The 24,160-nt window shown below is 73.4% G+C and carries 15 protein-coding genes, 2 rRNA genes, 1 pseudogene and 2 riboswitches (1 of these 20 cut by a window edge); of the genes and pseudogenes, 13 read left to right on the top strand and 5 right to left on the bottom strand.

All coding sequences use genetic code 11. The features are described 5' to 3' along the window. The 12 genes from FHU37_RS10370 to FHU37_RS10315 form a co-directional block, all read left to right on the top strand. Positions 1 to 1,728 (top strand): 23S ribosomal RNA (locus tag FHU37_RS10370); it begins 1,377 nt to the left of the window's first position. A 91-nt stretch (positions 1,729 to 1,819) separates the two neighbouring features. Next, a 5S ribosomal RNA gene (gene rrf / locus FHU37_RS10365) occupies positions 1,820 to 1,936 on the top strand. 224 nt (positions 1,937 to 2,160) lie between these two features. Beyond that, positions 2,161 to 2,763 carry a cardiolipin synthase ClsA gene (clsA, locus tag FHU37_RS10360; protein WP_179813925.1) on the top strand — a complete coding sequence of 201 codons (603 nt, stop codon included), beginning with the start codon at positions 2,161 to 2,163 and terminating at the stop codon, positions 2,761 to 2,763. A gap of 122 nt (positions 2,764 to 2,885) precedes the next feature. After that, entirely contained in the window at positions 2,886 to 5,384 is a 2,499-nt protein-coding gene (locus FHU37_RS10355; RefSeq protein WP_179813924.1) for a mannose-1-phosphate guanyltransferase, read from the top strand. Positions 5,385 to 5,556: 172 nt separating this feature from the next. Further along, positions 5,557 to 6,546, top strand: coding sequence for a DUF881 domain-containing protein (locus tag FHU37_RS10350; protein ID WP_179813923.1), 990 nt, complete (start codon positions 5,557 to 5,559; stop codon positions 6,544 to 6,546). A gap of 19 nt (positions 6,547 to 6,565) precedes the next feature. Beyond that, on the top strand, positions 6,566 to 6,898 hold the full coding sequence (locus tag FHU37_RS10345) for a small basic family protein (RefSeq protein ID WP_179813922.1): 333 nt from the start codon (positions 6,566 to 6,568) through the stop codon (positions 6,896 to 6,898). Positions 6,899 to 7,068: 170 nt separating this feature from the next. Further along, on the top strand, positions 7,069 to 8,076 hold the full coding sequence (locus FHU37_RS10340; protein ID WP_312892756.1) for a DUF881 domain-containing protein: 1,008 nt from the start codon (positions 7,069 to 7,071) through the stop codon (positions 8,074 to 8,076). Between the two features lie 493 nt (positions 8,077 to 8,569). After that, positions 8,570 to 9,082 (top strand): double zinc ribbon and FHA domain-containing protein, encoded by a 513-nt coding sequence (locus FHU37_RS29265; RefSeq protein WP_312892534.1) that lies wholly within the window; start codon positions 8,570 to 8,572, stop codon positions 9,080 to 9,082. 89 nt (positions 9,083 to 9,171) lie between these two features. Beyond that, complete coding sequence (gene ftsR, locus FHU37_RS10330; protein ID WP_179813920.1) at positions 9,172 to 9,966, top strand: transcriptional regulator FtsR; 795 nt, start codon at positions 9,172 to 9,174, stop codon at positions 9,964 to 9,966. Between the two features lie 155 nt (positions 9,967 to 10,121). Beyond that, on the top strand, positions 10,122 to 10,592 hold the full coding sequence (locus FHU37_RS10325) for a bifunctional nuclease family protein (RefSeq protein ID WP_179813919.1): 471 nt from the start codon (positions 10,122 to 10,124) through the stop codon (positions 10,590 to 10,592). Positions 10,593 to 10,869: 277 nt separating this feature from the next. Then, positions 10,870 to 11,469 carry a MerR family transcriptional regulator gene (locus FHU37_RS10320; protein WP_179813918.1) on the top strand — a complete coding sequence of 200 codons (600 nt, stop codon included), beginning with the start codon at positions 10,870 to 10,872 and terminating at the stop codon, positions 11,467 to 11,469. 190 nt (positions 11,470 to 11,659) lie between these two features. Continuing rightward, positions 11,660 to 13,180: a DNA polymerase IV gene (locus FHU37_RS10315; protein WP_376773916.1), complete on the top strand. Its 1,521-nt coding sequence runs from the start codon at positions 11,660 to 11,662 to the stop codon at positions 13,178 to 13,180. 900 nt (positions 13,181 to 14,080) lie between these two features. On the opposite strand, the pseudogene FHU37_RS27990 reads toward FHU37_RS10315, so the two are convergent. Next, positions 14,081 to 14,515, bottom strand: a pseudogene (locus FHU37_RS27990) (PRC-barrel domain-containing protein); the annotation flags it as partial. Between the two features lie 412 nt (positions 14,516 to 14,927). After that, a riboswitch (glycine riboswitch) is annotated at positions 14,928 to 15,055 on the top strand. A 55-nt stretch (positions 15,056 to 15,110) separates the two neighbouring features. Further along, a riboswitch (glycine riboswitch) is annotated at positions 15,111 to 15,237 on the top strand. Between the two features lie 89 nt (positions 15,238 to 15,326). Between FHU37_RS27990 and gcvP the strand changes: the two are divergent. Further along, complete coding sequence (gene gcvP / locus FHU37_RS10305; protein ID WP_179813917.1) at positions 15,327 to 18,248, top strand: aminomethyl-transferring glycine dehydrogenase; 2,922 nt, start codon at positions 15,327 to 15,329, stop codon at positions 18,246 to 18,248. Between the two features lie 85 nt (positions 18,249 to 18,333). Here gcvP and FHU37_RS10300 read toward each other — a convergent pair whose 3' ends face one another. The 4 genes from FHU37_RS10300 to FHU37_RS10285 form a co-directional block, all read right to left on the bottom strand. After that, entirely contained in the window at positions 18,334 to 18,540 is a 207-nt protein-coding gene (locus tag FHU37_RS10300; RefSeq protein WP_179813916.1) for a DUF5999 family protein, read from the bottom strand. Positions 18,541 to 18,919: 379 nt separating this feature from the next. Continuing rightward, complete coding sequence (locus tag FHU37_RS10295; RefSeq protein ID WP_179813915.1) at positions 18,920 to 21,988, bottom strand: AAA family ATPase; 3,069 nt, start codon at positions 21,986 to 21,988, stop codon at positions 18,920 to 18,922. Then, on the bottom strand, positions 21,988 to 23,241 hold the full coding sequence (locus FHU37_RS10290) for an exonuclease SbcCD subunit D (protein ID WP_179813914.1): 1,254 nt from the start codon (positions 23,239 to 23,241) through the stop codon (positions 21,988 to 21,990). The genes FHU37_RS10295 and FHU37_RS10290 overlap by 1 nt, the downstream gene beginning before the upstream one ends. Before the next feature lie 207 nt (positions 23,242 to 23,448). Then, entirely contained in the window at positions 23,449 to 24,147 is a 699-nt protein-coding gene (locus tag FHU37_RS10285) for a hypothetical protein (RefSeq protein ID WP_179813913.1), read from the bottom strand. Positions 24,148 to 24,160 lie beyond the last annotated feature (13 nt).

The following is a 24,160-nucleotide window of genomic DNA, read 5'->3' as shown; positions in this document are numbered from 1 at the left end:
CAGGAGTGAGAAACTCCTGCGCCGATTGACTAAGGGTTCCTGGGGCAGGTTGATCCGCCCAGGGTAAGTCGGGACCTAAGGCGAGGCCGACAGGCGTAGTCGATGGACAACGGGTTGATATTCCCGTACCCGTTTCAACGCGCCCAACGCTGAACCCTCTGATGCTAAGCCCGTGAAGCTTTCGTGGTCCTTCGGGACTGCGGGAGTGGAGCCGGTGACCCAAAGGGGTAGTAGGTGAGTGATGGGGTGACGCAGGAAGGTAGTCCAGCCCGGGCGGTGGTTGTCCCGGGGTAAGGGTGTAGGGCGCCAGGTAGGCAAATCCGCCTGGCATGTGCTTGAGACCTGATGCCGAGCCTTTGTGGCGAAGTGGATGATCCTATGCTGTCGAGAAAAGCCTCTAGCGAGTGTTGGAGCGGCCCGTACCCTAAACCGACTCAGGTGGTCAGGTAGAGAATACCGAGGCGTTCGGGTGAACCATGGTTAAGGAACTCGGCAAAATGCCCCCGTAACTTCGGGAGAAGGGGGGCCGCTGCTGGTGAAGGGACTTGCTCCTGGAGCTGGTGGTGGCCGCAGAGACCAGCGAGAAGCGACTGTTTACTAAAAACACAGGTCCGTGCGAAGCCGTAAGGCGATGTATACGGACTGACGCCTGCCCGGTGCTGGAACGTTAAGGGGACCGGTTAGTCGACTCTTCAGGGTTGGCGAAGCTGAGAACTTAAGCGCCAGTAAACGGCGGTGGTAACTATAACCATCCTAAGGTAGCGAAATTCCTTGTCGGGTAAGTTCCGACCTGCACGAATGGCGTAACGACTTCTCGACTGTCTCAACCATGGGCCCGGTGAAATTGCATTACGAGTAAAGATGCTCGTTTCGCGCAGCAGGACGGAAAGACCCCGGGACCTTTACTATAGCTTGATATTGGTGTTCGGTTCGGCTTGTGTAGGATAGGTGGGAGCCGGTGAAGCCGCGTCGCTAGGCGTGGTGGAGGCGTTGTTGAAATACCACTCTGGTCGTGCTGGATGTCTAACCTGGGTCCGTGATCCGGATCAGGGACAGTGTCTGGTGGGTAGTTTAACTGGGGCGGTTGCCTCCTAAAGGGTAACGGAGGCGCCCAAAGGTTCCCTCAGCCTGGTTGGCAATCAGGTGTTGAGTGTAAGTGCACAAGGGAGCTTGACTGTGAGACTGACGGGTCGAGCAGGTGCGAAAGCAGGGACTAGTGATCCGGCGGTGGCTTGTGGAAGCGCCGTCGCTCAACGGATAAAAGGTACCCCGGGGATAACAGGCTGATCTTCCCCAAGAGTCCATATCGACGGGATGGTTTGGCACCTCGATGTCGGCTCGTCGCATCCTGGGGCTGGAGTTGGTCCCAAGGGTTGGGCTGTTCGCCCATTAAAGCGGTACGCGAGCTGGGTTTAGAACGTCGTGAGACAGTTCGGTCCCTATCCGCTGTGCGCGTAGGAGTCTTGAGAAGGGCTGTCCCTAGTACGAGAGGACCGGGACGGACGAACCTCTGGTGTGCCAGTTGTTCTGCCAAGGGCATGGCTGGTTGGCTACGTTCGGGAGGGATAACCGCTGAAAGCATCTAAGCGGGAAGCTTGCTTCGAGATGAGGACTCCCACCCACGTGATGGGTTAAGGCTCCCGGTAGACGACCGGGTTGATAGGCCGGGTGTGGAAGCACTGTGAGGTGTGGAGCTGACCGGTACTAATAGGCCGAGGGCTTGTCCATAGATGCTACGCGTCCACTGTGTGGTTCTGGAACAATGACCAGGACCAGTGTTAAGTGAATAATTTGCTGGTTGCCTTGTGTTCCCAAGGTTTCCGGTGGTCATAGCGTGAGGGAAACGCCCGGTTACATTCCGAACCCGGAAGCTAAGCCTTACAGCGCCGATGGTACTGCATGCGGGAGTGTGTGGGAGAGTAGGACGCCGCCGGAATATTTGTGAAGGGGTGTGGCCCCGACCGAGTTCAATCGGTCGGGGCCACACCCCTTTTTCGCGTTCGCGGTTGCCCGGGCCCCCGGGCGGGTGTCCGCACCGTCCCTCCCGCGTGGGCCTGTGACAGGTACGACTGCCTGGTGGCGACGCTCCGACGGAGGCGCGAGGTAGAGTCGACAAGGATCGACGGTCGGCCCCATCGCGCGGCACGGGAGGCAACTCGGGTGGAGGTACAGGAGACACGGGTGCAGACAGACCGTGTCCTCACCATCCCCAACATTCTGAGCGCGCTGCGGCTCGTCGGGGTGCCGGTTTTCTTCTGGCTCGTGATGCGGCCGGTATTCGGCGGCCCGCAGGCGGACGGCTGGGCACTGCTCATTCTCGCGTTGAGCGGGGTGAGCGACTACCTCGACGGCAAACTGGCCCGGCGCTGGAACCAGATCAGCCGGCTCGGCCAGCTCCTGGACCCGGCCGCCGACCGACTCTACGTCCTCTCCACTCTTCTGGGACTCGGCTTCCGCGAAGTGATCCCGTGGTGGCTGGTCGTGGTGCTCCTCGCCCGCGATGTCATGGTGGGAGTGACGCTGCCGATCCTGCGTCACCACCGGTACGGGCCCCTCCAGGTGAACTTCCTCGGCAAGGCCGCGACCTTCAGCCTGATGTACGCCTTCCCGTTGCTCCTGCTGGGGGACCTGGGCGGCCATGTGGCTACCTTGGCGACGATTTTCGGATGGGCGTTCGCTTGGTGGGGTACGGGGCTCTATTGGTGGGCAGGGATTCTGTACGTGGTGCAGGTGGCCCGCCTGGTGCGGCCTGCCCGCCGCTGAGCCCCGAGGAACCCCGGCCGTGCACTCTTCCGGTGCCGTTGTGGTGGTCCTCGCCCCGTACACCGGCGTACGGCACTGGCTCCCCTTGATGACATGCGCATACATAGGGAGGACGCAACGACATGAAGGCCGTTGTGATGGCCGGTGGCGAGGGTACTCGCCTCAGGCCAATGACCGCGAGTATGCCCAAGCCGCTCCTGCCGGTGGTGAACCGGCCGATCATGGAGCACGTGCTCCGGTTGTTGAAGAAGCATGGCCTGACCGAGACCGTGGTCACCGTCCAGTTCCTGGCCTCGCTCGTCCGCAATTACTTTGGTGACGGCGAAGAGCTGGGCATGAGCCTTACCTATGCCACCGAGGAGAGCCCCCTCGGCACGGCGGGCAGCGTGAAGAACGCCGAGGAAGCGCTGAAGGACGACTCCTTCCTGGTGATCTCCGGCGACGCGCTCACCGATTTCGACCTCACCGACCTCATCCGTTTCCACAAGGAGAAGGGCGGTCTGGTCACCGTATGCCTCACGCGTGTCCCCAACCCTCTTGAGTTCGGTATCACCATCGTCGACGACGCCGGCCGCGTCGAACGCTTTCTGGAGAAGCCCACCTGGGGGCAGGTGTTCTCCGACACCGTGAACACCGGCATTTACGTCATGGAGCCCGAGATCTTCGACTACGTCGCCGCCGACGAGTCGGTGGACTGGTCGGGCGACGTCTTCCCCCAGTTGATGAAGGAAGGCAAGCCGATCTACGGCTACGTGGCCGAGGGCTACTGGGAGGACGTGGGCACCCACGAGAGCTACGTCAAGGCGCAGGCCGACGTCCTGGAGGGCAAGGTCGACGTCGAGATCGACGGCTTCGAGATCTCGCCCGGCGTGTGGATGGCCGAGGGCGCGGAGGTCGACCCGGAAGCCGTCGTCCGCGGCCCGGCCTACATCGGCGACTACGCCAAGGTGGAGGCCGGGGCGGAGATCCGCGAGCACACCGTCCTCGGCAGCAACGTCGTGGTCAAGCGCGGCGCCTTCCTGCACCGCGCGGTGGTCCACGACAACGTGTTCGTCGGAGCGCAGACCAACCTGCGGGGCTGCGTGGTCGGCAAGAACACCGACGTGATGCGGGCCGCCCGGATCGACGAGGGGGCGGTGATCGGTGACGAGTGCCTGATCGGCGAGGAGTCGATCATCTCGGGTGACGTGCGCGTCTACCCGTTCAAGACGATCGAGGAAGGCGCCGTCGTCACCAACTCGGTGATCTGGGAGTCCAGGGGGCAGAAGCACCTCTTCGGCGCCCGCGGTGTCTCGGGCATCCTCAACGTGGAGATCACCCCGGAGCTGGCCGTGCGCCTCGCCGGGGCCTACGCCACCACCCTGAAGAAGGGTTCGACCGTCACCACGGCACGGGACCACTCCCGTGGTGCCCGCGCCCTGAAGCGGGCGATGATCTCCGCCCTCCAGACCAGCGCCATAAACGTGCGCGACCTGGAGAACGTGCCGATGCCGGTGGCCCGCCAGCACACCGCGCGCGGAAGCGCCGGCGGGATCTACATCCGCACCACCCCCGGCGTCCCGGACTCGGTGGACATCATCTTCTTCGACCAGCGCGGCGCGGACCTCTCCCAGGCGGCCCAGCGCAAGCTGGACCGGGTGTACGCCCGCCAGGAGTACCGGCGGGCCTTCCCCGGGGAGATCGGCGACCTCTCCTTCCCGGCGAACGTCTTCGACAGCTACGCCAGCTCGGTGCTGAAGTCCATCGACACCTCGGGGGTCGCTGAGGCGAACCTCAAGGTCGTGGTGGACGCGGCACACGGCAACGCCGGCCTGGTCCTGCCCAGCCTGATCGGCCGGCTGGGGGTGGACGCGCTCACCATCAACGCCGGCCTGGACGAGTCGCGGCCCACCGAGACCGCCGAGGAGCGGCGCGCCGGCCTGGTCCGGCTGGGCGAGGTGGTGGCCTCCTCGCGGGCCGCCTTCGGCGTGCGCTTCGACCCGGTGGGCGAGCGGATCGCGCTGGTGGACGAGAACGGCGCGATCGTCGAGGACGAGCGTGCCCTGCTGGTCTTCCTGGACCTGGTGGCGGCCGACCGGCGCAAGGGCCGGGTCGCCCTGCCGGTGACCACGACCCGGATCGCCGAGCAGGTCGCGGCGTTCCACGGGGTGCAGGTGCAGTGGACCACCACCTCCCCGGACCACCTGACCACGGCCACCGCCCAGGACCGGATGTCCTTCGGCGCCGACGGCCGCGGCGGCTTCGTGGTGCCCGAGTTCTCCACGGTCTTCGACGGCGCCGCCGCCTTCGCCCGGCTGGTCGGCCTGGTGGCCCGCACCCAGCTGACGCTGAGCCAGATCGACCAGCGCATCCCGCGGGCGCACCTGCACCGCCGCTCGCTGGCCACGCCGTGGGCCAACAAGGGCCTGGTGATGCGCTCGGTGGTCGAGGCGGCGGGCGACCGCGAGGTGGACACCACCGACGGCGTGCGGATCGTCGAGGCCGACGGTCGCTGGTGCCTGATCATCCCGGACCCGGCGGAGGCCGTCACCCACCTGTGGGCCGAGGGCCCCGACGACGCGGCGGCCGAGGCGCTGCTCGACGAGTGGACCCGGGTCGTGGACCGCGCGGGCCAGGGCTGATCGCCGCCTGCCCGCCCGTGCCCGACAGGCGCGGCGGGCGGCCGTGACGGCCGGCCGAGCCGGGGCCCGGTGCGGGGCGGTGCGCCCCGCACCGGGCCTCCGGCGTGCCCGCCCCGTGCCGGTCCGGAAGGTCTGTTCGAAGCACGATCCATGATCGTGGGACGATGTGCGGATGGCGGACGACCAGCGACGATCACGCGACGGATCGGCGGGCCGCGCCGATCGCCGGGAACCCTCCTCCACACCGGCCGATCCCGGCGCGGGTTACCGGCGGCCGGACGCCTCCATGCTGCTGCTGACCCGGCTGATGGACCACAGCCTGGACGAGGGGTACGCGGAGGCGGCGGCCCGCCGCACCGCCGCCGGGACGACGCCGGGCGCCGCCGCCGGGGCACGCCACCGGCCCCTGCTGCTGCTCGGCCTGGCGCTGGTGGCGGGGGTGCTGGCGGCGGGCGCGGCGCGCCAGTACACGGCCGCGCCGATCGCCGAGGAGCACCGCGAACAGCTCATGGGCCGGGTGGAGGACGAGACCGCCGCGGCCGACCGGCTCCAGGAGCAGGTGGACACCGTCCGCGCCGAGGTGGACGCCGCGCGCCGGGCCGCCCTGGACGGCGACGAGCTCCAGGAGCGGCTGGCGCTGCCGGAGCTGCTGGCCGGGGCCACACCGGTGACCGGGCCGGGGCTGAGCCTGGTCCTGGACGACGCGGAGGGCTCCGAGGCGGGCGATGCCGGGGTGGACCCGCGCAGTGGTACGTTCGGGGACGCCGGACGCATCCGGGACCGCGATCTGCAGCGCGTGGTCAACGGGTTGTGGCAGGCGGGCGCGGAGGCGGTCAGCGTCAACGGGCAGCGGTTGACGGCGCTGTCGGCGATCCGGGCCGCGGGCGAGGCGATCCTGGTGGACAACACGCCCCTGGCGCCGCCCTACACGATCCTGGCCATCGGCGACGGGCCGCGCGTGCTCGACGGCTTCCAGACGAGCGCGGACGGCTACTACCTGGACGCCCTGCGGGAGAACTACCGGATCCGGGTGGAGTCGTCCGTCGAGCCCGAGCTGCGGCTGCCGGCCGCGTCCAGCCTGGCGCTGCGGCTGGCCGAGCCGGAGGCCGGGGCGGGTGGGGCGGTGTCGCCCGCGCCGTCGGCGTCGGCATCGAAGCGATGAAGACAGGGGAGGACATCGGGTGATCGCCGTCATCGGCCTCGTCGCGGGCGTGGTCGCCGGCCTGCTCGTGCAGCCGGTCGTTCCGCAGGTCGTCGAGCCCTATCTGCCGATCGCGGTGGTGGCCGCGCTGGACGCGGTCTTCGGCGGGCTGCGCGCCATGCTCGACGGCATCTTCGACGACAAGGTGTTCCTCATCTCCTTCCTGTCCAACGTGGTGGTCGCGGCGCTGATCGTCTTCCTGGGGGACCAGCTGGGCGTGGGCGCGCAGCTGTCCACCGGCGTGGTGGTCGTGCTGGGCATCCGGATCTTCACCAACGCCGCGGCGATCCGGCGGCACGTCTTCCGGGCGTGAGCGGGGACGGGATGACGATGCGCGACGAGGAGCGGGCCACCGGGCCCGGGGACGCCGAGGAGCCGTCGGGGCGCCCGGCGGAGGAGCCGGCGGCCGTCGAGGCGAAGGCCGCCGAGGCGAAGGCCGCCGAGCCCGAGCCCACCGAGCCGGAGACCACCGAGGCGAAGGGCATCGAGCCCGGGGCCGACGATGCCGGGGAGGCGGCCGAGTCCGGGGCCGGGCCCGGTCGGTCCGAGCCGGCGGCGGACGCGCCGGGCGAGTCGTCCGCGCCGGACGAGCCGGACGAGCCGGACGAGCCGGGGGAGCCGGACGAGCCGGGGGAGCCCGCGGCGGACGGCCACCGGGAACCGCCGGAGCCCGAGCCGACGTCACCCGGCGTGACGGGTCGCGGGGAACCGCGGGACGACGCGGCGACCGGGGCGGTGACGGGGACGGAGACCGACCAGGACACCGCCGCGGCCGGTCGGCGACGGCTGGTCGACGGCCTGTGGCCGCCGAGGCTGACCCGCGCGCAACTCACCGTCGCCGCGCTGCTGTTCGTCCTCGGCCTCGGCCTCGCCATCCAGGTGCGGTCGCTGAACGACGACACGCGGCTGCGCGGCGCCCGGCAGGAGGACCTGGTGCGCATCCTGGACGAGCTGGACAGCCGCCAGCAGCGGTTGGAGACCGAGCTGAGCCGGCTGGAGGAGTCCCGCAGGCAGCTGCGGAACAGCTCGGACCGGGCGCAGGAGGCCCGGGAGCAGACCGAGCGGCGCGCCGCGGCGCTCGGGGTGCTGGCCGGCACGGCACGCGCCTCCGGGCCGGGGATCACCCTGACCGTCGAAGATCGGATCGGGGCCGTGCGCGCCGATATGCTGCTCGACACGTTGCAGGAGCTTCGCGCCGCCGGCGCCGAGGCGATCGAGATCAACGGCGTGCGCGTCGTGGCGGGCACCTACTTCACGGACCGGCCCTCCGGTGGCGTGGACATCGACGGGCAGGCGGTCTCCGCGCCGTACCGCTTCGAGGTGATCGGCAACCCGGACGACCTCCAGCCGGCCCTGAACATCCCGGGCGGTGTGGTGCGTACGTTGGAGAAGGAGCAGGCCACAGTGCGGATCGAGGAGGCCGACAGCATCGAGATCGACGCCTTGCGAGCGCCGGTGGCGCCTGACTACTCTCGCTCGGCACCCGAGTGAGCGCCGAGGCCGTCGCGGAGCGCCGCGGAAGAACTGACAGAATCTTGGACACGTGGCCGGAGCCGCCGGCCGCGTCCCACACAGCTGTGTCGCACAATCTCTGGAGGGGTCCGTCCGGATGGCCGGGCCCACGCCGTCCACCGGGTCCAACCTGCCCCACGGGCGGGCCTGTTTCGTTCAAGGGGAATCGCCCGTGAAACTGTTTGCGAAGCTCTTCGGCAAGAACTCCAGCCGGTCCGGCTCGGATGTGCCGACCGGGCGCCACGCGGCGCCCGCCCAGGCCACCGGCCCGGCGGAGCCTGCCGGGCCGTCCGGGGGCCTCCCGGGCATGCGGGGCACGCCGAGCCGGGAGGCGTACCCGGCCGGTGACCCGTACGGGCGACAGTCCGCGAGTTCCGTTGACCACGGCACGGGGCGCGACATAGGTTCGTCGCAACCATCGACCTCTCCTGGAGGGTTCGCCTCCGGTGGGGCCGGCCAGGAGGAGCAGTCCATGCCGGTGTGCTCGAGGTGCGGCAACCGCAACCCGGTCGCCAGCAAGTTCTGTTCCAACTGCGGGGCGCCGCTGCGTCCGGGCCTGGTGCCCGCCGAGCGGATCTCGGAGACCACCTCCACGATCTCCATCGCCATGCTGGAGGACGCCCCGATCGCGGCGGAGGACTCCATCTCCCCGGAGGCCGCCGCGGCCGTCGAGGCGCTGCCCCGCGGCTCGGCGCTGCTGGTGGTGCGCCGCGGGCCGAACTCCGGCGCGCGGTTCCTGCTCGACGCCGACGTGACCACCGCCGGTCGCCACCCGAACAGCGACATCTTCCTCGACGACGTGACCGTCTCGCGTCGGCACGTGGAGTTCCGTCGCTCCCCGGAGGGCTTCACGGTGGCCGACGTCGGCAGCCTCAACGGCACCTACGTCAACCGCGAGCGGATCGACCAGGCGCCGCTGGGGAACGGCGACGAGGTGCAGATCGGCAAGTACCGGCTGGTCTTCTTCACCAGTCACCGCATGTGACGCTGCACGGCCGTCGGGCCGGCGCGCGGCGGATCGCCGCGCGCCGGTCCCCGTCCTTCCCGGGAGAAGTGGTGAGCACGGAGTCCAACGTGACCGCTAGGACGACGACGGCCGCGGCCGGCAGGGCCGCCGGGGCGGGCGCGGAAGGCCGTCTGCTGAGCATCGGCGCGGTGCTCAACACGCTGCGCGACGACTTCCCCGAGGTCACCATCTCCAAGATCCGCTTCCTGGAGTCGGAGGGGCTGGTGGAGCCGCGGCGGACGCCGTCGGGCTACCGGAAGTTCAGCCCGGAGGACGTCGAGCGCCTGGTGTACGTGCTGCGCATGCAGCGTGACCACTACCTGCCGCTGAAGGTGATCCGGGAGCACCTGGACGCCATGGACCGCGGCGAGGAGCCGCCGGCCCTGCCGGCCCCGCAGCGCGGCCGGGGAGACCTCGGCGCCGTGCTGGCCGGCCCGGACGGCATGGGCGCGCCCGGCGGGGACGGCTCCGATCCGCAGGGCGCCGGGTCGACGCTGCGCCTCGGCCGCGCCGAGCTGCTCGCCGCGGCCGGCGTCGAGGAGGAGGACCTGGTCCAGTGGGAGTCCTACGGGCTGGTCTGGGCGGACCGGGACGGCAGCTACGACGGCGACGTGCTGGCCGTCGCCAAGCTGGTCGCCGACCTCGGCCGGTACGGCCTGGAGCCGCGCCACCTGCGCGCGGTGAAGGCCGCCGCGGACCGCGAGGTGGGCCTGGTGGAGCAGGTGGTGGCGCCGCTGCGCCGGCACCGCAACCCGCAGACCCGGACGGCGGCGGAGGCCACCGCCCGGGAGCTGGCCACCCTGTCGGTGCGGTTGCACGCGGCGCTGGTGCAGGCGCTGCTGCGCACCCGGCTGGCGGGGTGAGCCGGCCACGCCGCGCCGCGGGCGGGGCGTGGGGCGGTTTCCCGCCGCCGGGGAGGCGGGTGAGCACCGTGGATCAGGGGCATGGTGCGCAAGGAGGGGGCGCGGATCGAACGGGCGGTCGCGCCGGGCGGGCCGACGAGCGATAGGGTTGCCACGTGAATGAGCTGGACGTCGTAGGGGTCAGGGTGGAGATGCCCTCCAACCAGCCGATCGTGCTGCTGCGCGAGGTGGGGGGCGACCGGTATCTGCCGATCTGGATCGGCGCGGGGGAAGCGACCGCCATCGCGTTCGCCCACCAGGGCATGACGCCGCCGCGCCCGTTGACGCACGACCTCTTCCGGGACGTGCTCAAGGCGCTGGACCAGACGATCGAGCAGGTCCGCATCGTCGATCTGCGCGACGGGGTCTTCTACGCGGAACTCGTCTTCTCCGGCGGGGTGACCGTGGGGGCGCGTCCGTCGGACGCGATCGCCCTGGCGCTGCGGACCGGCACCCGCATCTACGGGAGCGAGGAGGTGCTGGCGGAGGCCGGCATCTCCATCCCGGACGAGCAGGAGGACCAGGTCGAGAAGTTCCGGGAGTTCCTCGACCAGATCTCCCCGGAGGACTTTGGCCGGGGTGGCTGAGCGCGGCTGACGCCGGCCGACGGGAGCGGCCGTCCGGGTGACCTCGGGCGGCCGTCCCGTTTGCGGTGAGCCGTTGCGTTTACCCCGGAACAGGTTTAGCCAAACCACCGTCACGGGTGACGCCGCTGGGCGTGCCAGGCGTGGCGATCGTTGACGCGCCCCAGGGGACTGCCTACCTTCGAGGAGGAACGCTGCGGGGGCACCGCTCCCGCGGGCGCCCGGACCGGGCCGACCGGCCGTTGGAGCGTTCCCGGGGCATGAGGAGACGGAGGTCGGCGTGAGCAGCACCGGCGACAGGACAGCTGTGGGCGCCGCTGAGCGGGAAGGTCCTGCCAGAGTCGCGCACCCGCGGCGGTCCACGCCCGAGCCACTGCCCGGCGGGGATCGGGAACCGGTCGGTTATCGCGGTCCGGTGGCGTGCACCGCCGCCGGGATCACCTACCGCCAGCTGGACTACTGGGCGCGCACCGGTCTGGTGGAGCCCAGTGTGCGGGGGACGCTCGGCGGAGCGCGGCTGTACGGCATCCGCGACATCCTGCTGCTGAAGATCGTCAAGCGGCTGCTGGACGTCGGCGTGTCGCTGCAGAACATCCGGCTGGCCGCGCAGCACCTGCGCATGCTCGACCAGGAGGAGCTGACCGGGCTGACGCTGATGTGCGACGGCGCGACGGTCTACGAGTGCACCTCCCCGGACGACGTGGTGGAGCTGCTCCAGGGCGGCCACGGCGTGTTCGGGATCGCCGTGGGCGCGGTGTGGCGCGAGGTCGAGCAGGCCGTCGGGGTGCTGCCCCGCGAGGATCCGGCCACCGGCGAGACGCTGATGGTGCACGACCCGCGCGACGAACTCGCCCGCCGCCGCCGCAACCGCGCGGGGTAGCCAGCCCGCGCGCGGGTGAGCCGCCACACACGCGAGTGAGCCGTAGGGCCGCCGGCGTCTGGACTGAGGAGCGGCAAGCGCAGGGAGGAACGACCGGAGCGCAGCCGACGACGAGGGAAGACGTCGGCTTGGGGCCCGGAGGCGAACGAGCCAAATAGGCTGTCGGCGGGGTGCGTCATCATCGACAGGTGTGGAGGGTTCTTCGGTGGCGGGGTCGGAGCGTCCCCGGCCCGGCCCGGAGGCCGCCCCCGCAGCGGTCCCCGGCATCCTGCATCTCGACATGGACGCCTTCTTCGCCGCCGTGGAGCAGGCGGCGAAGCCGAGCCTGCGCGGAAAGCCGGTGGTGGTCGGCGGTCTCGGGCCACGCGGGGTGGTCGCCACGGCGTCCTACGAGGCCCGGCGTTTCGGGGTGCACTCGGCGATGGCCATGGCCCAGGCCCGCCGGCTGTGCCCGAACGCGGCCTTCCTCTCCGGGCGCTTCCACGCCTACCGCCAGGTGAGCGAGGTGGTGATGCGGACCCTGCGCGAGCTGTCGCCGCTGGTGGAGCCGGTGAGCCTGGACGAGGCCTTCGTCGACCTGCGCGCCGGGGTGCACGGCGCCGCGCTGGCGGAGGCGGCGGAACGCGGCGAGCGGGCGGTGGTCGCGATGGTGGAGGCGCTGGCGGAGGACCTGCGCGCGGACATCCGGGCGCGTACCGGCCTGACCGCCTCGGTCGGGGTGGCCGGTACCAAGCTGCTGGCCAAGCTGGCGTCGGAGCGCGCCAAGCCGGACGGCCTGGTCGTCTTCCCGCCCGGGCGGGACCGCGAGGTCCTGGCGCCGCTGCCGGTGCGGGCGCTGTGGGGGGTGGGGCCGGCCACGGCGGAGCACCTGCGCCGTGCCGGGCTGAAGACGGTGGGGGACGTCGCGGAGCAGCCGGAGGGCGTGTTGGTGCGGTTGCTCGGGCAGGCCCACGGGCACGGGCTGCACGCGCTGGCCCGGGGGGAGGACGCGCGGCAGGTGGTGGCCGAGCGGGACGCGAAGTCGATCTCGGTGGAGGACACCTTCGACACCGACCTGGTCGATCGGCAGCGGCTGCGGGCGGAGCTGGAGCGGCTGGCGCGGCGCTGCGTGGCCCGGTTGCGCGAGGCGGGGCGTTCCGGTCGCACGATCGTGGTGAAGGTGCGGCGGCACGACTTCGCGACGCTGACCCGGTCGGACACCCTTCCGGCGCCGACCGACGACGTGCGGGTCGTGACGGAGGTGGCCCGGCGGCTGCTGGAGGCCGTGGACACCAGTGGGGGAGTGCGGCTGCTCGGGGTGGGGATCAGCGGCCTGGCCGACTTCACCCAGGAGGACCTGTTCGTCGCCCTGGGCGGGCCGGAGGACGGTGCCGCGCCGGCCGCGGACGGGACCGGGGGGTGGGCGGGGGAGCCGGGGACGGCCGGTGCCCGGGCGGACGTGGACGGCGCCGGCGGTGACGGCGCCGTCGGGGGCGTGGGGCCGGTCGGGGCTTCGCCGGCGACCGGGGCGGCGGTGGCGCCGTGGCGGCCCGGACAGGACGTCCACCACCCGGAGTACGGGCCGGGCTGGGTGCAGGGCAGCGGGGTGGGGCGGGTCACCGTCCGGTTCGAGCGGCCCGACTCCCCGCCCGGACGGGTGCGGACCTTCGCCGTGGACGACCCCGACCTCACCCCCGCGGACCCGCTGCCGCTCGTGCCGCCGGCCGGCTGACCGCGAGCGGTGGCCCGGGGCCGTCGGTCCGGGCCACCACTCGTCCGGCGCCGCGCCGGTTCAGGCGCCGGGCCAGCCGCGGGCGTGCCGGCCACGGCTGCCGCCGCTGGTCGGATCCACGCTGCCGTCCTTGCACTGCACGATGAGTGCGAAGACCTCGGTGGTGTCGTCGTCGAGCCGCACGTCCGCGATGCGGGCCAGGGACTCGTCGGTGAGGTCCACGCGGTCCACCCGGTAGGTGCCGCTGATGGTCCCGACCGGCAGGCCCATCATGGTCCCGGCGCCGCCCCGGGAGCGTTCCCGCTCGGTCGCGGCCATGTCCAGGTCGGCGTCGGTCCCCGGGGCCGTCACCGCGCCGGCGCCGGTGGCGCGGGCCATGCCGGTGTCGGAGTAGGTGTCGGTGGCCGTGCCGGTGGCGTCCGGGGCGGCCATCGCCGGGTCGGACTTGTGGCGGAACGCCGAGACCGGGGCGATGGTGGCCGTCTCGTCCTGGTAGGCGGTGGCGGCCCGTCCGGTGGCCGGGCCGGCGCCGTGCTCCCAGGGGACGCCGCCCTCCCGGTGGGTCACCGGGCGGGAGCCGGTCGGGGCGGTGGAGGTGCCCTGGGCGGCGGCCGTGCCGGGGGCGTACGGGTCGTCCGGCCGCCGGCGCAGGCCCATGGTGTCGCCGGGCGCGGCCTCCGGCGTCATCCCGAGGCCGCGTTCGTCGGGCGGTGCCGGGGCGGTCGTCCGGGAGCCGGTGACGTCGCGGGTGGTCGCCACCCCGCCGGTGGCGTCCGCGTCGGCCACGAACTCGGTGTGCTCGTGTCCGACGTCCGCGTCCGGGACGGTGCCGGTCGGCTCGCCGCGTCCGGCGGTGCCGGCGGCGGTGCCACCGCCCGCGGCGGCCGTCCGGTCGGGGGCGCCGGCCACGTGGCCGAAGTCGTGGTCGCGGGTGCGCCCCTCCGCCCGGGCCCGCTCGTCCTCCGTGGCGGTGGGGGCCGCCGGGCCGGGCTCGGCCGCCTCGCCGGCCTCGCCCGGTTCGCGCACCTCCAGGCCGTAGTACCGGTAGAGCTGGAGCTCCTGCTCCGGCGAGAGGTGCTGACCGGCGCCGAAGTCGGGGGCGTCCTTGACGAGGTCCTTCTCGTAGGGCACGCGCAGCTCGTTGTCGATGAACTCGCTGGGCGCCAGCGGGACGAAGGCTTCGTGGGAGCCGAACAGCCCGGTGCGGACCGCGGCCCACTCGGGCGATCCGGTGGCGTCGTCGAGGTACACCTCGTCGATGGTGCCGATCTTCGAACCATTGCGGTCCACGGCCTTCTGGCCGATCAGGGTTCTGGGGTCGATCTCGGTCTGCACGGTGTCCTCCGTCGGGGAAACGGGGATCCCGGTTCGGCCGTCCGTGCGGGCGGTGACCGGGAGGTTCGGCGTGGTGCGGGCGGGCCATTGCCGATGTCGATGCGGGATGTGATTCCTATGTGACTGTTGTGATCAGCCTTCTCTCTACCAGGAAACGGACAAAAGCGGCGTTTTGTCGACCCAGAGCGGCGAAATGATGCTCGAACGGCGCACCCTCCGCCACCTGATCGCCTACCCCGGCCGGGCGGCGACACGCCGCCGGTGGCCGCCTGCCGGGCAGGGCTTAAGCTGGGGCGTGGCGGAGGTCCCCGGCGCAGCGTGGCGTCCGGTGGTCGCCGCCGCAGCCCGGACAGCCGGCCGTCGCCGAAGCGAGGCGCGGCCGCGCGTTCCGGGCACTGTGACACCAGGCCGTCGTCCCCGCACGGGAGAGACCTCCAGGCCGGCACGGTCCACCGCTCGCGCGGCGGGGCGGCCACCGGAGGCGCCGAAGGAGCAAATCCTCCCCGGAAACTCTCAGGCAGCCCGTACCGGGTGGGGCGGAGGTGTCGCGGACGGGATCCGGCGCCCCGGCGCGCCCACCGCCCGGCCGCGCCCTCCCGGCCGCTCTGGAAAGCAGACCGGGCGCCCGCGCCCGGCTCTCACCGACGGTGCAAGCCCGCCGCCGCCCCCGCCGGGGCCGCGTGGCCGGTGAAGCTCTCAGGTCTTATGACAGAGGGGGAGGCCCGGACGGCATGTCCCACATGCCCGACTCGGTTGCCCCGTCGACCCGCTGACCCAGCTCAGCGGTCGCACCCCCGAAAGGTCCCGTGTCATGAGCGAGCTAAGCAGTAGCAGCAGCAGCGGTGGCGTGTCCGCCGAGTTCGTCGGCCGGCACATCGGCCCGCGTGAGGACGAACTGGCCAAGATGCTCGCCCGGGTGGGCCACGGCTCGCTGGAGGAGCTCAGCGCCGCCGCCGTTCCCGCCGCGATAGCCGACAACCACGTTCCCGAACTGCCCGCGGCCCGCACCGAACCCGAGGTGCTGGCGGAGCTGCGCGCCCTGGCCGACCGCAACCGCGTCCTCGCCCCGATGATCGGTCTCGGCTACCACGGCACCCACACCCCCGCGGTGATCCGCCGCAACCTGCTGGAGAACCCGGCCTGGTACACCGCCTACACCCCCTACCAGCCGGAGATCTCCCAGGGCCGCCTGGAGGCCCTGCTGAACTTCCAGACGGTCATCACCGACCTCACCGGCCTCCCGGTGGCCGGCGCCTCGCTGCTCGACGAGGCCACCGCCGCCGCCGAGGCCATGGCGCTGGCCCGCCGGGTCGGCCGGGCCGACGGCCGGGTGTTCCTGGTGGACGCCGACTGCCTGCCGCAGACCATCGCCGTGGTGCGCACCCGCGCCGAACCGGTCGGAATCGACGTCGTCGTGGCCGACCTCGCCGACGGGCTGCCCGAGGACCTCGCCGACCGCGGCGTCTTCGGCGTCCTGCTCCAGTACCCGGGAGCCGGCGGCGTCGTGCGCGACCTCGCCCCGCTGGTGGAACGGGCGCACGCCGCCGGCGCCGTCGTGGCGGTCGCCGCCGACCTGCTCGCCCTCACCCTGCTCACCGCGCCCGGCACGGCCGGCGCGGACATCGTGGTCGGCAGCGCCCAGCGCTTCGGCGTCCCGATGGGCTTCGGCGGGCCGCACGCCGGCTACATGTCCGTCCGCCAGGAGTACACCCGCAACCTCCCGGGCCGCCTCGTCGGCGTGTCGGTGGACGCCGACGGCCGCCCCGCCTACCGGCTCAGCCTGCAGACCCGCGAGCAGCACATCCGCCGCCAGAAGGCGACCAGCAACATCTGCACCGCGCAGGTCCTGCTCGCCGTGATGGCCGGCGCCTACGCCGTCTACCACGGCGCCGAGGGGCTCGCCGCCATCGCCCGCGGGGTGCACCGCAAGGCCGCCGCGCTCGCCGACGGACTCCGCCGGCTCGGCGTGGCGCTGCCGGACGCGCCGTACTTCGACACCCTCACCGCCACCGTGCCGGGCCGCGCCGCCGAGGTGGTGGCCCAGGCCCGCGAGCGCGGGGTCAACCTGCGGCCCGTGGACGCCGACCGCGTCGGCCTGACCTGCGACGAGACCACCACCCCCGGGCAGCTGCGCGCCGTGCTCGACGCGTTCGCCGCCGTGCTGGGCGGCGGCCCGGTCGCGCTGGACGAATCCCTGCTGGCCGCCGACCACGCCGACCCGGCCGTCCCGCTGCCCGGCCTGCCCGCCGCCCTGCTGCGCCGGGACGACTACCTCACCCACCCCACGTTCTCCAGCCACCGCTCCGAGACCGCCATGCTCCGCTACCTGCGGCGGCTGGCCGACCGGGACTACGCGCTGGACCGCGGGATGATCCCGCTCGGCTCCTGCACCATGAAGCTCAACGCGGCCGTCGAGATGGAGGCGATCTCCTGGCCGGGCTTCGCCGAGCTGCACCCCTTCGCCCCCGCCGAGCAGGCCGAGGGCTACCTCACGCTCATCCGCGACCTGGAGGCGGCGCTCGCCGAGATCACCGGCTACGACCGGGTCAGCCTCCAGCCCAACGCCGGCTCCCAGGGCGAGCTCGCCGGGCTGCTCGCCGTCCGCGCCTACCACCGGGCGCGCGGCCAGGAGCAGCGCGACGTCTGCCTGATCCCCTCCTCCGCCCACGGCACCAACGCCGCCAGCGCCGTGATGGCCGGCATGCGGGTCGTGGTCGTCGCCACCCGCGCCGACGGGGACATCGACGTCGAGGACCTGCGGGCCAAGCTCGCCGAGCACCACGAGCGGCTGGCCGTGCTGATGGTCACCTACCCGTCGACCCACGGCGTGTACGAGGACAACATCCGCGACGTGTGCGCCCTGGTGCACGACGCCGGCGGGCAGGTCTACGTCGACGGGGCGAACCTCAACGCCCTGGTCGGCCTGGCCCGCCCGGGCCGCTTCGGCGCCGACGTCTCCCACCTCAACCTGCACAAGACCTTCTGCATCCCGCACGGCGGCGGCGGGCCCGGCGTCGGCCCGGTGGCGGTGCGCGAGCACCTCGCGCCGCACCTGCCCAACCACCCGCTCCAGCCGCTGGCCGGGCCGGCCACCGGCGTCGGCCCGATCTCCGCCGCCCCCTGGGGCTCCGCCGGCATCCTGCCCATCTCCTGGGCGTACGCCCGGCTGATGGGCGGCCCCGGGCTGCGCCGCGCCACCCAGGTCGCGGTGCTCGCCGCCAACTACGTCGCACAGCGGCTCGCCCCGCACTACCCGGTGCTGTACACCGGCCCCGGCGGGCTCGTGGCGCACGAGTGCATCGTGGACCTGCGGGAGATCACCCGGCGGACCGGGGTGACCGTGGACGACGTCGCCAAGCGGCTCATCGACTACGGGTTCCACGCGCCGACGATGTCCTTCCCGGTCGCCGGCACCCTGATGATCGAGCCGACCGAGAGCGAGGACCTCGCCGAGATCGACCGGTTCTGCGACGCGATGATCGCCATCCGCGGCGAGATCGAGCGGGTGGCCGCCGGCGAGTGGCCGGTGGCCGACAGCCCGCTGCGCGGCGCCCCGCACACCGCCCGGATGCTCGCGGGCGAGTGGGACCGCCCCTACGACCGGGCCGAGGCGGTCTTCCCGGCGGGCGTGGACCCGGCCGACAAGTACTGGCCGCCGGTGCGCCGCATCGACGGCGCGCACGGCGACCGGAACCTGGTCTGCTCCTGCCCGCCGCCCGAGGCCTTCGCCTGATCCCGCGGTAGGCCGACGAAGGGGCTGGTCCACCGGTCACGACCGGTGGACCAGCCCGTCAGGGCGTGCGCGCGCAGGGGACGGCTCAGGCCGCCGTGGTGACCGAACCCGCCTGCACGGACCGGTGCGGCGCGATCACGCGGCCGTCCGGCAGCAGTTCACCGGTGTCCTCGAACAGCAGGATGCCGTTGCAGAGCAGGCTCCACCCCTGCTCCGGGTGGCACGCCACGGTGACGGCGGCCTCCCGGTCGGGGGAGTCGGCCGGTGGGCAGGTTGGCGTGTGCTGGCACATGGCTCTCGAACCTCGTTGTGAAAGACCTGTGTACGTCTATGCCTTCAACGCGGATTTCCAAGGGCGGGTGCGGTACGCCCCCGGGCGATGGCGGCTTCCACGAAACGGATGTGATGCCGAACACCGCAGCGTTTCGGATACAGTGTCCGCCTTCCCGGGCCATGGTGCAGCAAGTGAGCGCGATTATTTACCCGCTGCTCCCCGAATCCACCCTTACGGATGCTTGAAATTTTCCGGTATGACACATATGTCCGGACGCACGGGGGGTGATTTCACGCTTTGAAGGCGAACGGACCCACCGCGCCACCCCCGTGTTCACCGGCCCTGCCCCCTCGTACGGAGACGCCGAGCCCTCCGGCGGCCCCCCGGCCGCGGGCGGTCAGCCCTCGGCGGCGACCACGCGCAGCCGCGAGCCCTCCCGCCCCTTCTCCGCCCGGAGCCGGTTGCGCACCCGCTGCCGCAGCTCCGCGACGTGGCTCACGATGCCCACCGCGCGGTCCCGCTCCCGCAGCGCGTCAAGCACGTCCAGGACCTCGTCCAGCGTCTCCTCGTCCAGCGTGCCGAAGCCCTCGTCGATGAAGAGGGTGTCCAGCGGCATCCCGCCCGACTCCTCGGTCACCACGTCGGCCAGGCCCAGGGCGAGCGCCAGCGACACGATGAAGGTCTCCCCGCCGGACAGCGTCGCGGTGTCCCGCTCCACGCCCGTCCAGGCGTCGGCCACCCGCAGCCCCAGCCCCCACACCCGCTTGCGGGCCACCCGGCCGTCGCTGTGCACCAGCGTGTACCGGCCCTGGGACATCCGGTGCAGCCGCACCGTCGCCGCCGCCGCCACCTGCTCCAGCCGCGCCGCCAGCACATAGGTGCTCAGCTTCATCCGCCGGGCGTTGGCGTCACCGGTCCCGGCCACCAGCTCCGCCGTGCGCCGCACCACCGTCGCCCGCGCCCGCAGCGGCGCCAGCGCCGAGGTTTCGGCACGCAGCCGCGCGCAGAGCTCGGCGACCTGCTCCCGTCGGGTGCCGGCCGCGCCCGCCGCGACGGTGGCCTCCCGCAGCCGGCTCTCGGCCTCGGCAACCTCCCGCTGCGGGCCGGCGACGTCCGGCCGGGGCAGCGCGCCGGCCCGGGCCACCTCCGGCTCCTCCAGCTGGGCCCGGGCGGCGACCTCCCGCTCCCGCCACTCCTCCAGCCGGCGCCGCCGCTTGTCCAGCTCCTGCTGCCCGATCTCCGCCGCGCGCAGCGCGGCGGCCGAGGCGAAACCGGCCTCGGCCAGCGCCTCCTCCAGCTGCCGCTCCGCGCCCAGGTGCGCCTGTTCGGCGGCGGCGGCCTCGCCGGCCGCCCGCACCGCCTCCTCGGCGGCCCCGGCCAGGGTGACCAGCGCCTCCAGGCGCCCGCGCACCGTCGGGAAACCGCCCCGGGCCTCGGCCACCAGCGCCCGGGCCCGGCGCTCCTGCTCCGCCAGGGCGTCGGCGCGCTCGGCCAGCCGGTCCCGTTCCCGGCCGGCCTCCTCACGGCGGCGCGCGCACCGCTCCGCCTCGGCGTCCAGCTCGGCCAGCCGCCCGGCCAGCTCGGTGGCGCGCGCGCCGGCCCGCTCGGCCGCCCGGTGCCGGGCCGACAGCCGTTCCTGTGCCGCCCGGTGACCGGCCACCGACTCCTCGCCGGCGATCGCGGTCGCCGCCGCCGACTCCCGGCCCAGCTCGGCCAGCTCCGCCTGGGCGGCGGCCAGCTCCTCGCGGGCGCGCGCGGCCCGCCGCTCGGCCTCCCGCTCGTCCTCGGCGGTCACCCGCGCCGCCGGCCCGGCACCGGACGCCGGCGCCGGGTGCGCGGCGCTGCCGCACACCGGGCAGGGCTCACCCTGGCGCAGACCGGCCGCCAACTCCGCCGCCATGCCCGCCAACCGCCGCTCGCGCAGCCCGAGCCATGCCTCCCGGGCGGCCAGCTCGGCGTCGCGGGCGGCCCGCTCCCGCTCCCGGGCCACCTCCAGCAACCCGGCCAGCTCGTCCCGGCGGACCGCCGCGGCCACGGCGGCGGTCGCCCGCGCCGCCTCCGCGGCGAGGGCGCTGGCCGAGGCGGCCGTCTCCCGGGCGGCATCCAGCTCGGTGACCACGGCCGCCCGGCGCTCCGGCAGCCCGGCCAGCACCGCCTCCGCCTCGGCCGCCGCGCGCTCCGCCGCCGCGCGCTCGGCGGCCAGCTCGGCCAGCCGGCCGGCCAGCTCGTCCAGCCGCGCCTCCTCGTCGAGGGCGTGCCGCAGCGCGCCCGCCTCCTGGCGCAGCCGGGCGGCCTCGGCGGCCAGCTGGGCCTCCGTCCGCGCGGCCAACGACTCCGGCAGCGCGGCCCGCCGCTCCCGCTCGGCGGCGGCGGCCAGCCCCGCGCGGCGGTGGGCCTCCTCCTCCGCTCGCAGCAGCCGCAGCACCGGGGCGGCGCGCTCGGCGGCGGCGACCGCGGCGGCGTCCTCGCGGCGCTGCTCGGCCGAGTCGGCCAGCTCCGCCAGCACCTCCCTGGCCCGGTCGTGCCGGCGGCGCAGCTCGGCCAGGCGCTCCGCCCCGGCCAGCCGCTCCCGGGCGGCGTCCCGCTGCCGTGCCGCGCCCTCCCGCAGCACCTCGGTGAGTTCCGCGCGCTCGGTCGCCTCGGCGAGCAGCAGCGCGGCCCAGACCAGCCGGCCGTGGTCGCCGAGCCGTTCGACCGCGTCGGCGCCGGGGGCGGCGCCGGTGCCGGCGGCCTCGCCGGGGGCCGGGGGCTCGTCGTCCGAGACGGCCGCCGCGGCGCGCGCCAGCTCCGCCACCGGCAGCCCGTGCGCGGCCTGCCCCAGCCGCTGGGCCAGACCGCGCACCCCGCCGAGCGCCTGTTCCACCCGCTGGTCGGCCTGCCGGCGGCGTTCGGCGAGCCACAGCTCGACGTCCTCGAAGGTGCGGGTGGAGAACAGGCGCTTGAGCAGGTCGGCGCGCTCGCGGGTGTCGGCGCGCAGGAAGCGCGCGAACTCGCCCTGCGGCAGCAGCACGACCTGGCAGAACTGGTCCATGCTCATGCCGAGCAGCCGTTCGACCTCCTGGCCGACCTCCTGGTGGGAGCGGCTGAGGCCGTGCCAGGTGCCGTCCCGCCACTCCTCGAGCAGCGTGCGGGCCTTCTCGGTGGTGGTGCCCCCGCCGCGCCTGCGCGGGCGCTCCTGGTCGGGGCTGCGGGTGAGCCGCAGCCGGCGCCCGGCGAGGGTGGCCTCCAGGGTCACCTCGGTCAGCCGATCCGGCGCGGCGTGGTCGCTGCGCAGCGAGCCGCGCTCGCGCTGGCCCGGGACGTTGCCGTAGAGGGCGTAGGCGACGGCGTCGAGCACGCTGGTCTTGCCGGCGCCGGTGGGGCCGTGCAGCAGGAACAGGCCGTCCCCGGTGAGCCGGTCGAAGTCCACGGACTCGGTGCCGGCGAAGGGGCCGAAGGCGGTGACGGTGAGGCGGTGCAGGCGCATCAGGCTCCGGACTCCGTGGCGTGGTCGTGGACGGCCGTCGGGGTGCGTTCGGCGTGCTCGGGCGTGCGCGGGCCGGGGAGGAGGTCCTCGCGGTCGGCGGCGAGCCGCCGCACCGCGTCGAAGGCCTCGCGCAGCAGCGCCTCCTCCTCCCGGTCGGCGGCCGAGCCGCGCACGTGCGCCACGAAGTCCAGGGCGACGTCGTGGTCGGACCGCCCGCGCAGCCGCTCGGTGTAGCTGCGGCTGACGGTGGCGGCCGACGGCGGTGGCTCGTAGGCCAGTTGCAGGGTGTGCGGGAAGCGGCGGCGCAGCCGCGCCATGGCGTCGTGCGGCCGGCCGGCGTCGGTGAGGGTGGCCTGCACCCAGGCGTCCTCCTGCCCGTCGAAGCGGGAGGAGGTGAGCAGTTCCTCCAGGGTGCCGCGGAGCCGGGCGAGCGGGCGGGGGACCGGGCAGTCCACGCGTTCGGTGGTCACCGCGCCGGCGCCGTCGAGGTCCACCAGCCACATGCTCTTGCGGTGGCCGGCCTCCGAGAAGGAGTAGGCCAGCGGGGAGCCGCTGTAGCGGATCCGCTCGTCCAGCGTCTGGGCGCCGTGCAGGTGGCCCAGGGCGACGTAGTCGATGCCGGCGAAGAGCGAGGTGGGGATGTTGCCGATGCCGCCCACGGTGATCTCCCGCTCGCTGTCGCAGGGCACGCCGCCGGTGGCGAAGGCGTGCGCCAGCACGATGGAGCGGGTGCCGGCGGGGCGGCGGGCGAGGTCGGCCCGGATCCGGTCCAGGGCGGCGGCGTGCACCGCGGCCGCGGTGGCGGAGGGGGCGCCGGGCGCGTCCAGCCCGAGCGCGCCGCGGACCAGGGCGGGCTCCAGGTACGGGACGCCGTACACGGCGACCGGGCCGTGCGCGTCCTCGAGGAGGGCGGGGCGGTCGCTGCGGGCCGGATCGGTGCACAGGTGGATGCCGGCGCCGGCCAGCGGGCCGGCGTGCACCCCGAGCCGTGCGGCGGAGTCGTGGTTGCCGCTGATCAGCACCACCGGGACGCGCAGGGCGGCCAGCCTCCGCAGCGTCTCGTCGTACAGCCGGACGGCCTCCAGGGAGGGGATGGCGCGGTCGTGGACGTCGCCCGCCATCAGTACCGCGTCGACCCGTTCCCGGCGCACCACCTCGACCAGGTGGGCGAGGAAGGCGGCCTGCGCCGGGATGAGGTCCTCGCGATGGAAGGACCGGCCCAGGTGCCAGTCCGAGGTGTGCAGCAGCCGCATGGGACGAGACTACGGTGTGCCACCGACAACGAACGCGGGAAGGCCCTCCCCGCGGTGTGCGGGGAGGGCCTTCCGCGGTGCCGACCCTCGGACATGACGATGGGTCAGCACGGTCGGGATCCCTCCGGTCGGCCCGCGTCGTCGCGGGCCGACCGGAGGAGGATCAGGTGGATTCAGGGATAAAAAGGATGGACTGCCCCGGCCGCGCTACGCGGCGCCCGCGGGCGGAGCCAGTCGTGGCCGGGGGCTGTGGCCGGTCAGGAACGGCAGGAGGTCGGCCGCCGGAGCCGGCCGGTGCGGCACCACGCCGGAGGGCGCCGGGGCGAGCGGGATGAGCAGGTCCGCGCCCCAGCCGCCGGCGGCACGGCCGGTGGCCCCGGCCTGGCCGCCGCGCAGGCCGGTGATCCGGCCCGGGCCGTTCGGGGAGGTGCTGTGCAAGCGGCTGCGCCCCTCGTGGGCGCCGTCGCGGCGGTGCAGCCACAGCGCCATCGAGTAGGAACCGGGCAGGTAGAGCATGCGCAGGTCGTAACGGCCCTCGGCGGCCTCGGGGACCGCCGCCGCCTGCTGCCAGGCGCGTTCCGTCGAGGCGACGAAGGGGCCGCCGGCGAAGTGCGAGAAGTGGTAGCCGTCGGCGGTCCGGTGCGCCTCGGCGGCAGCGAGCACGCGGCTGCCGGAGGCGATCAGGAACCGCCATCCGATGGCCACGGCCGCCTCCGGGCCGGAGCCGCGGCGGACGGCGGCCGGGTCGAGGGTGAACACGGGGTGGGGAAGGATCGGACGCAACGGCGCGTCCGCGGGGCGCAACAGGGCCCGCAGGCCGGCGAGCTGGACCCGGGCGGGGTCGTCCAGGATCTCGCACACGGCGTTGAGCGCGCCGGCCGGCGGGACGGGGGTTCGCATGGGCATGTGACCATCGCCT

Origin of the sequence: Allostreptomyces psammosilenae, assembly GCF_013407765.1 — a bacterium.
GTDB lineage: Bacteria > Actinomycetota > Actinomycetes > Streptomycetales > Streptomycetaceae > Allostreptomyces > Allostreptomyces psammosilenae.
The sequence above is the reverse complement of the archived record's forward strand: the minus strand, read 5'-3'. Positions and strand labels throughout refer to the sequence as shown.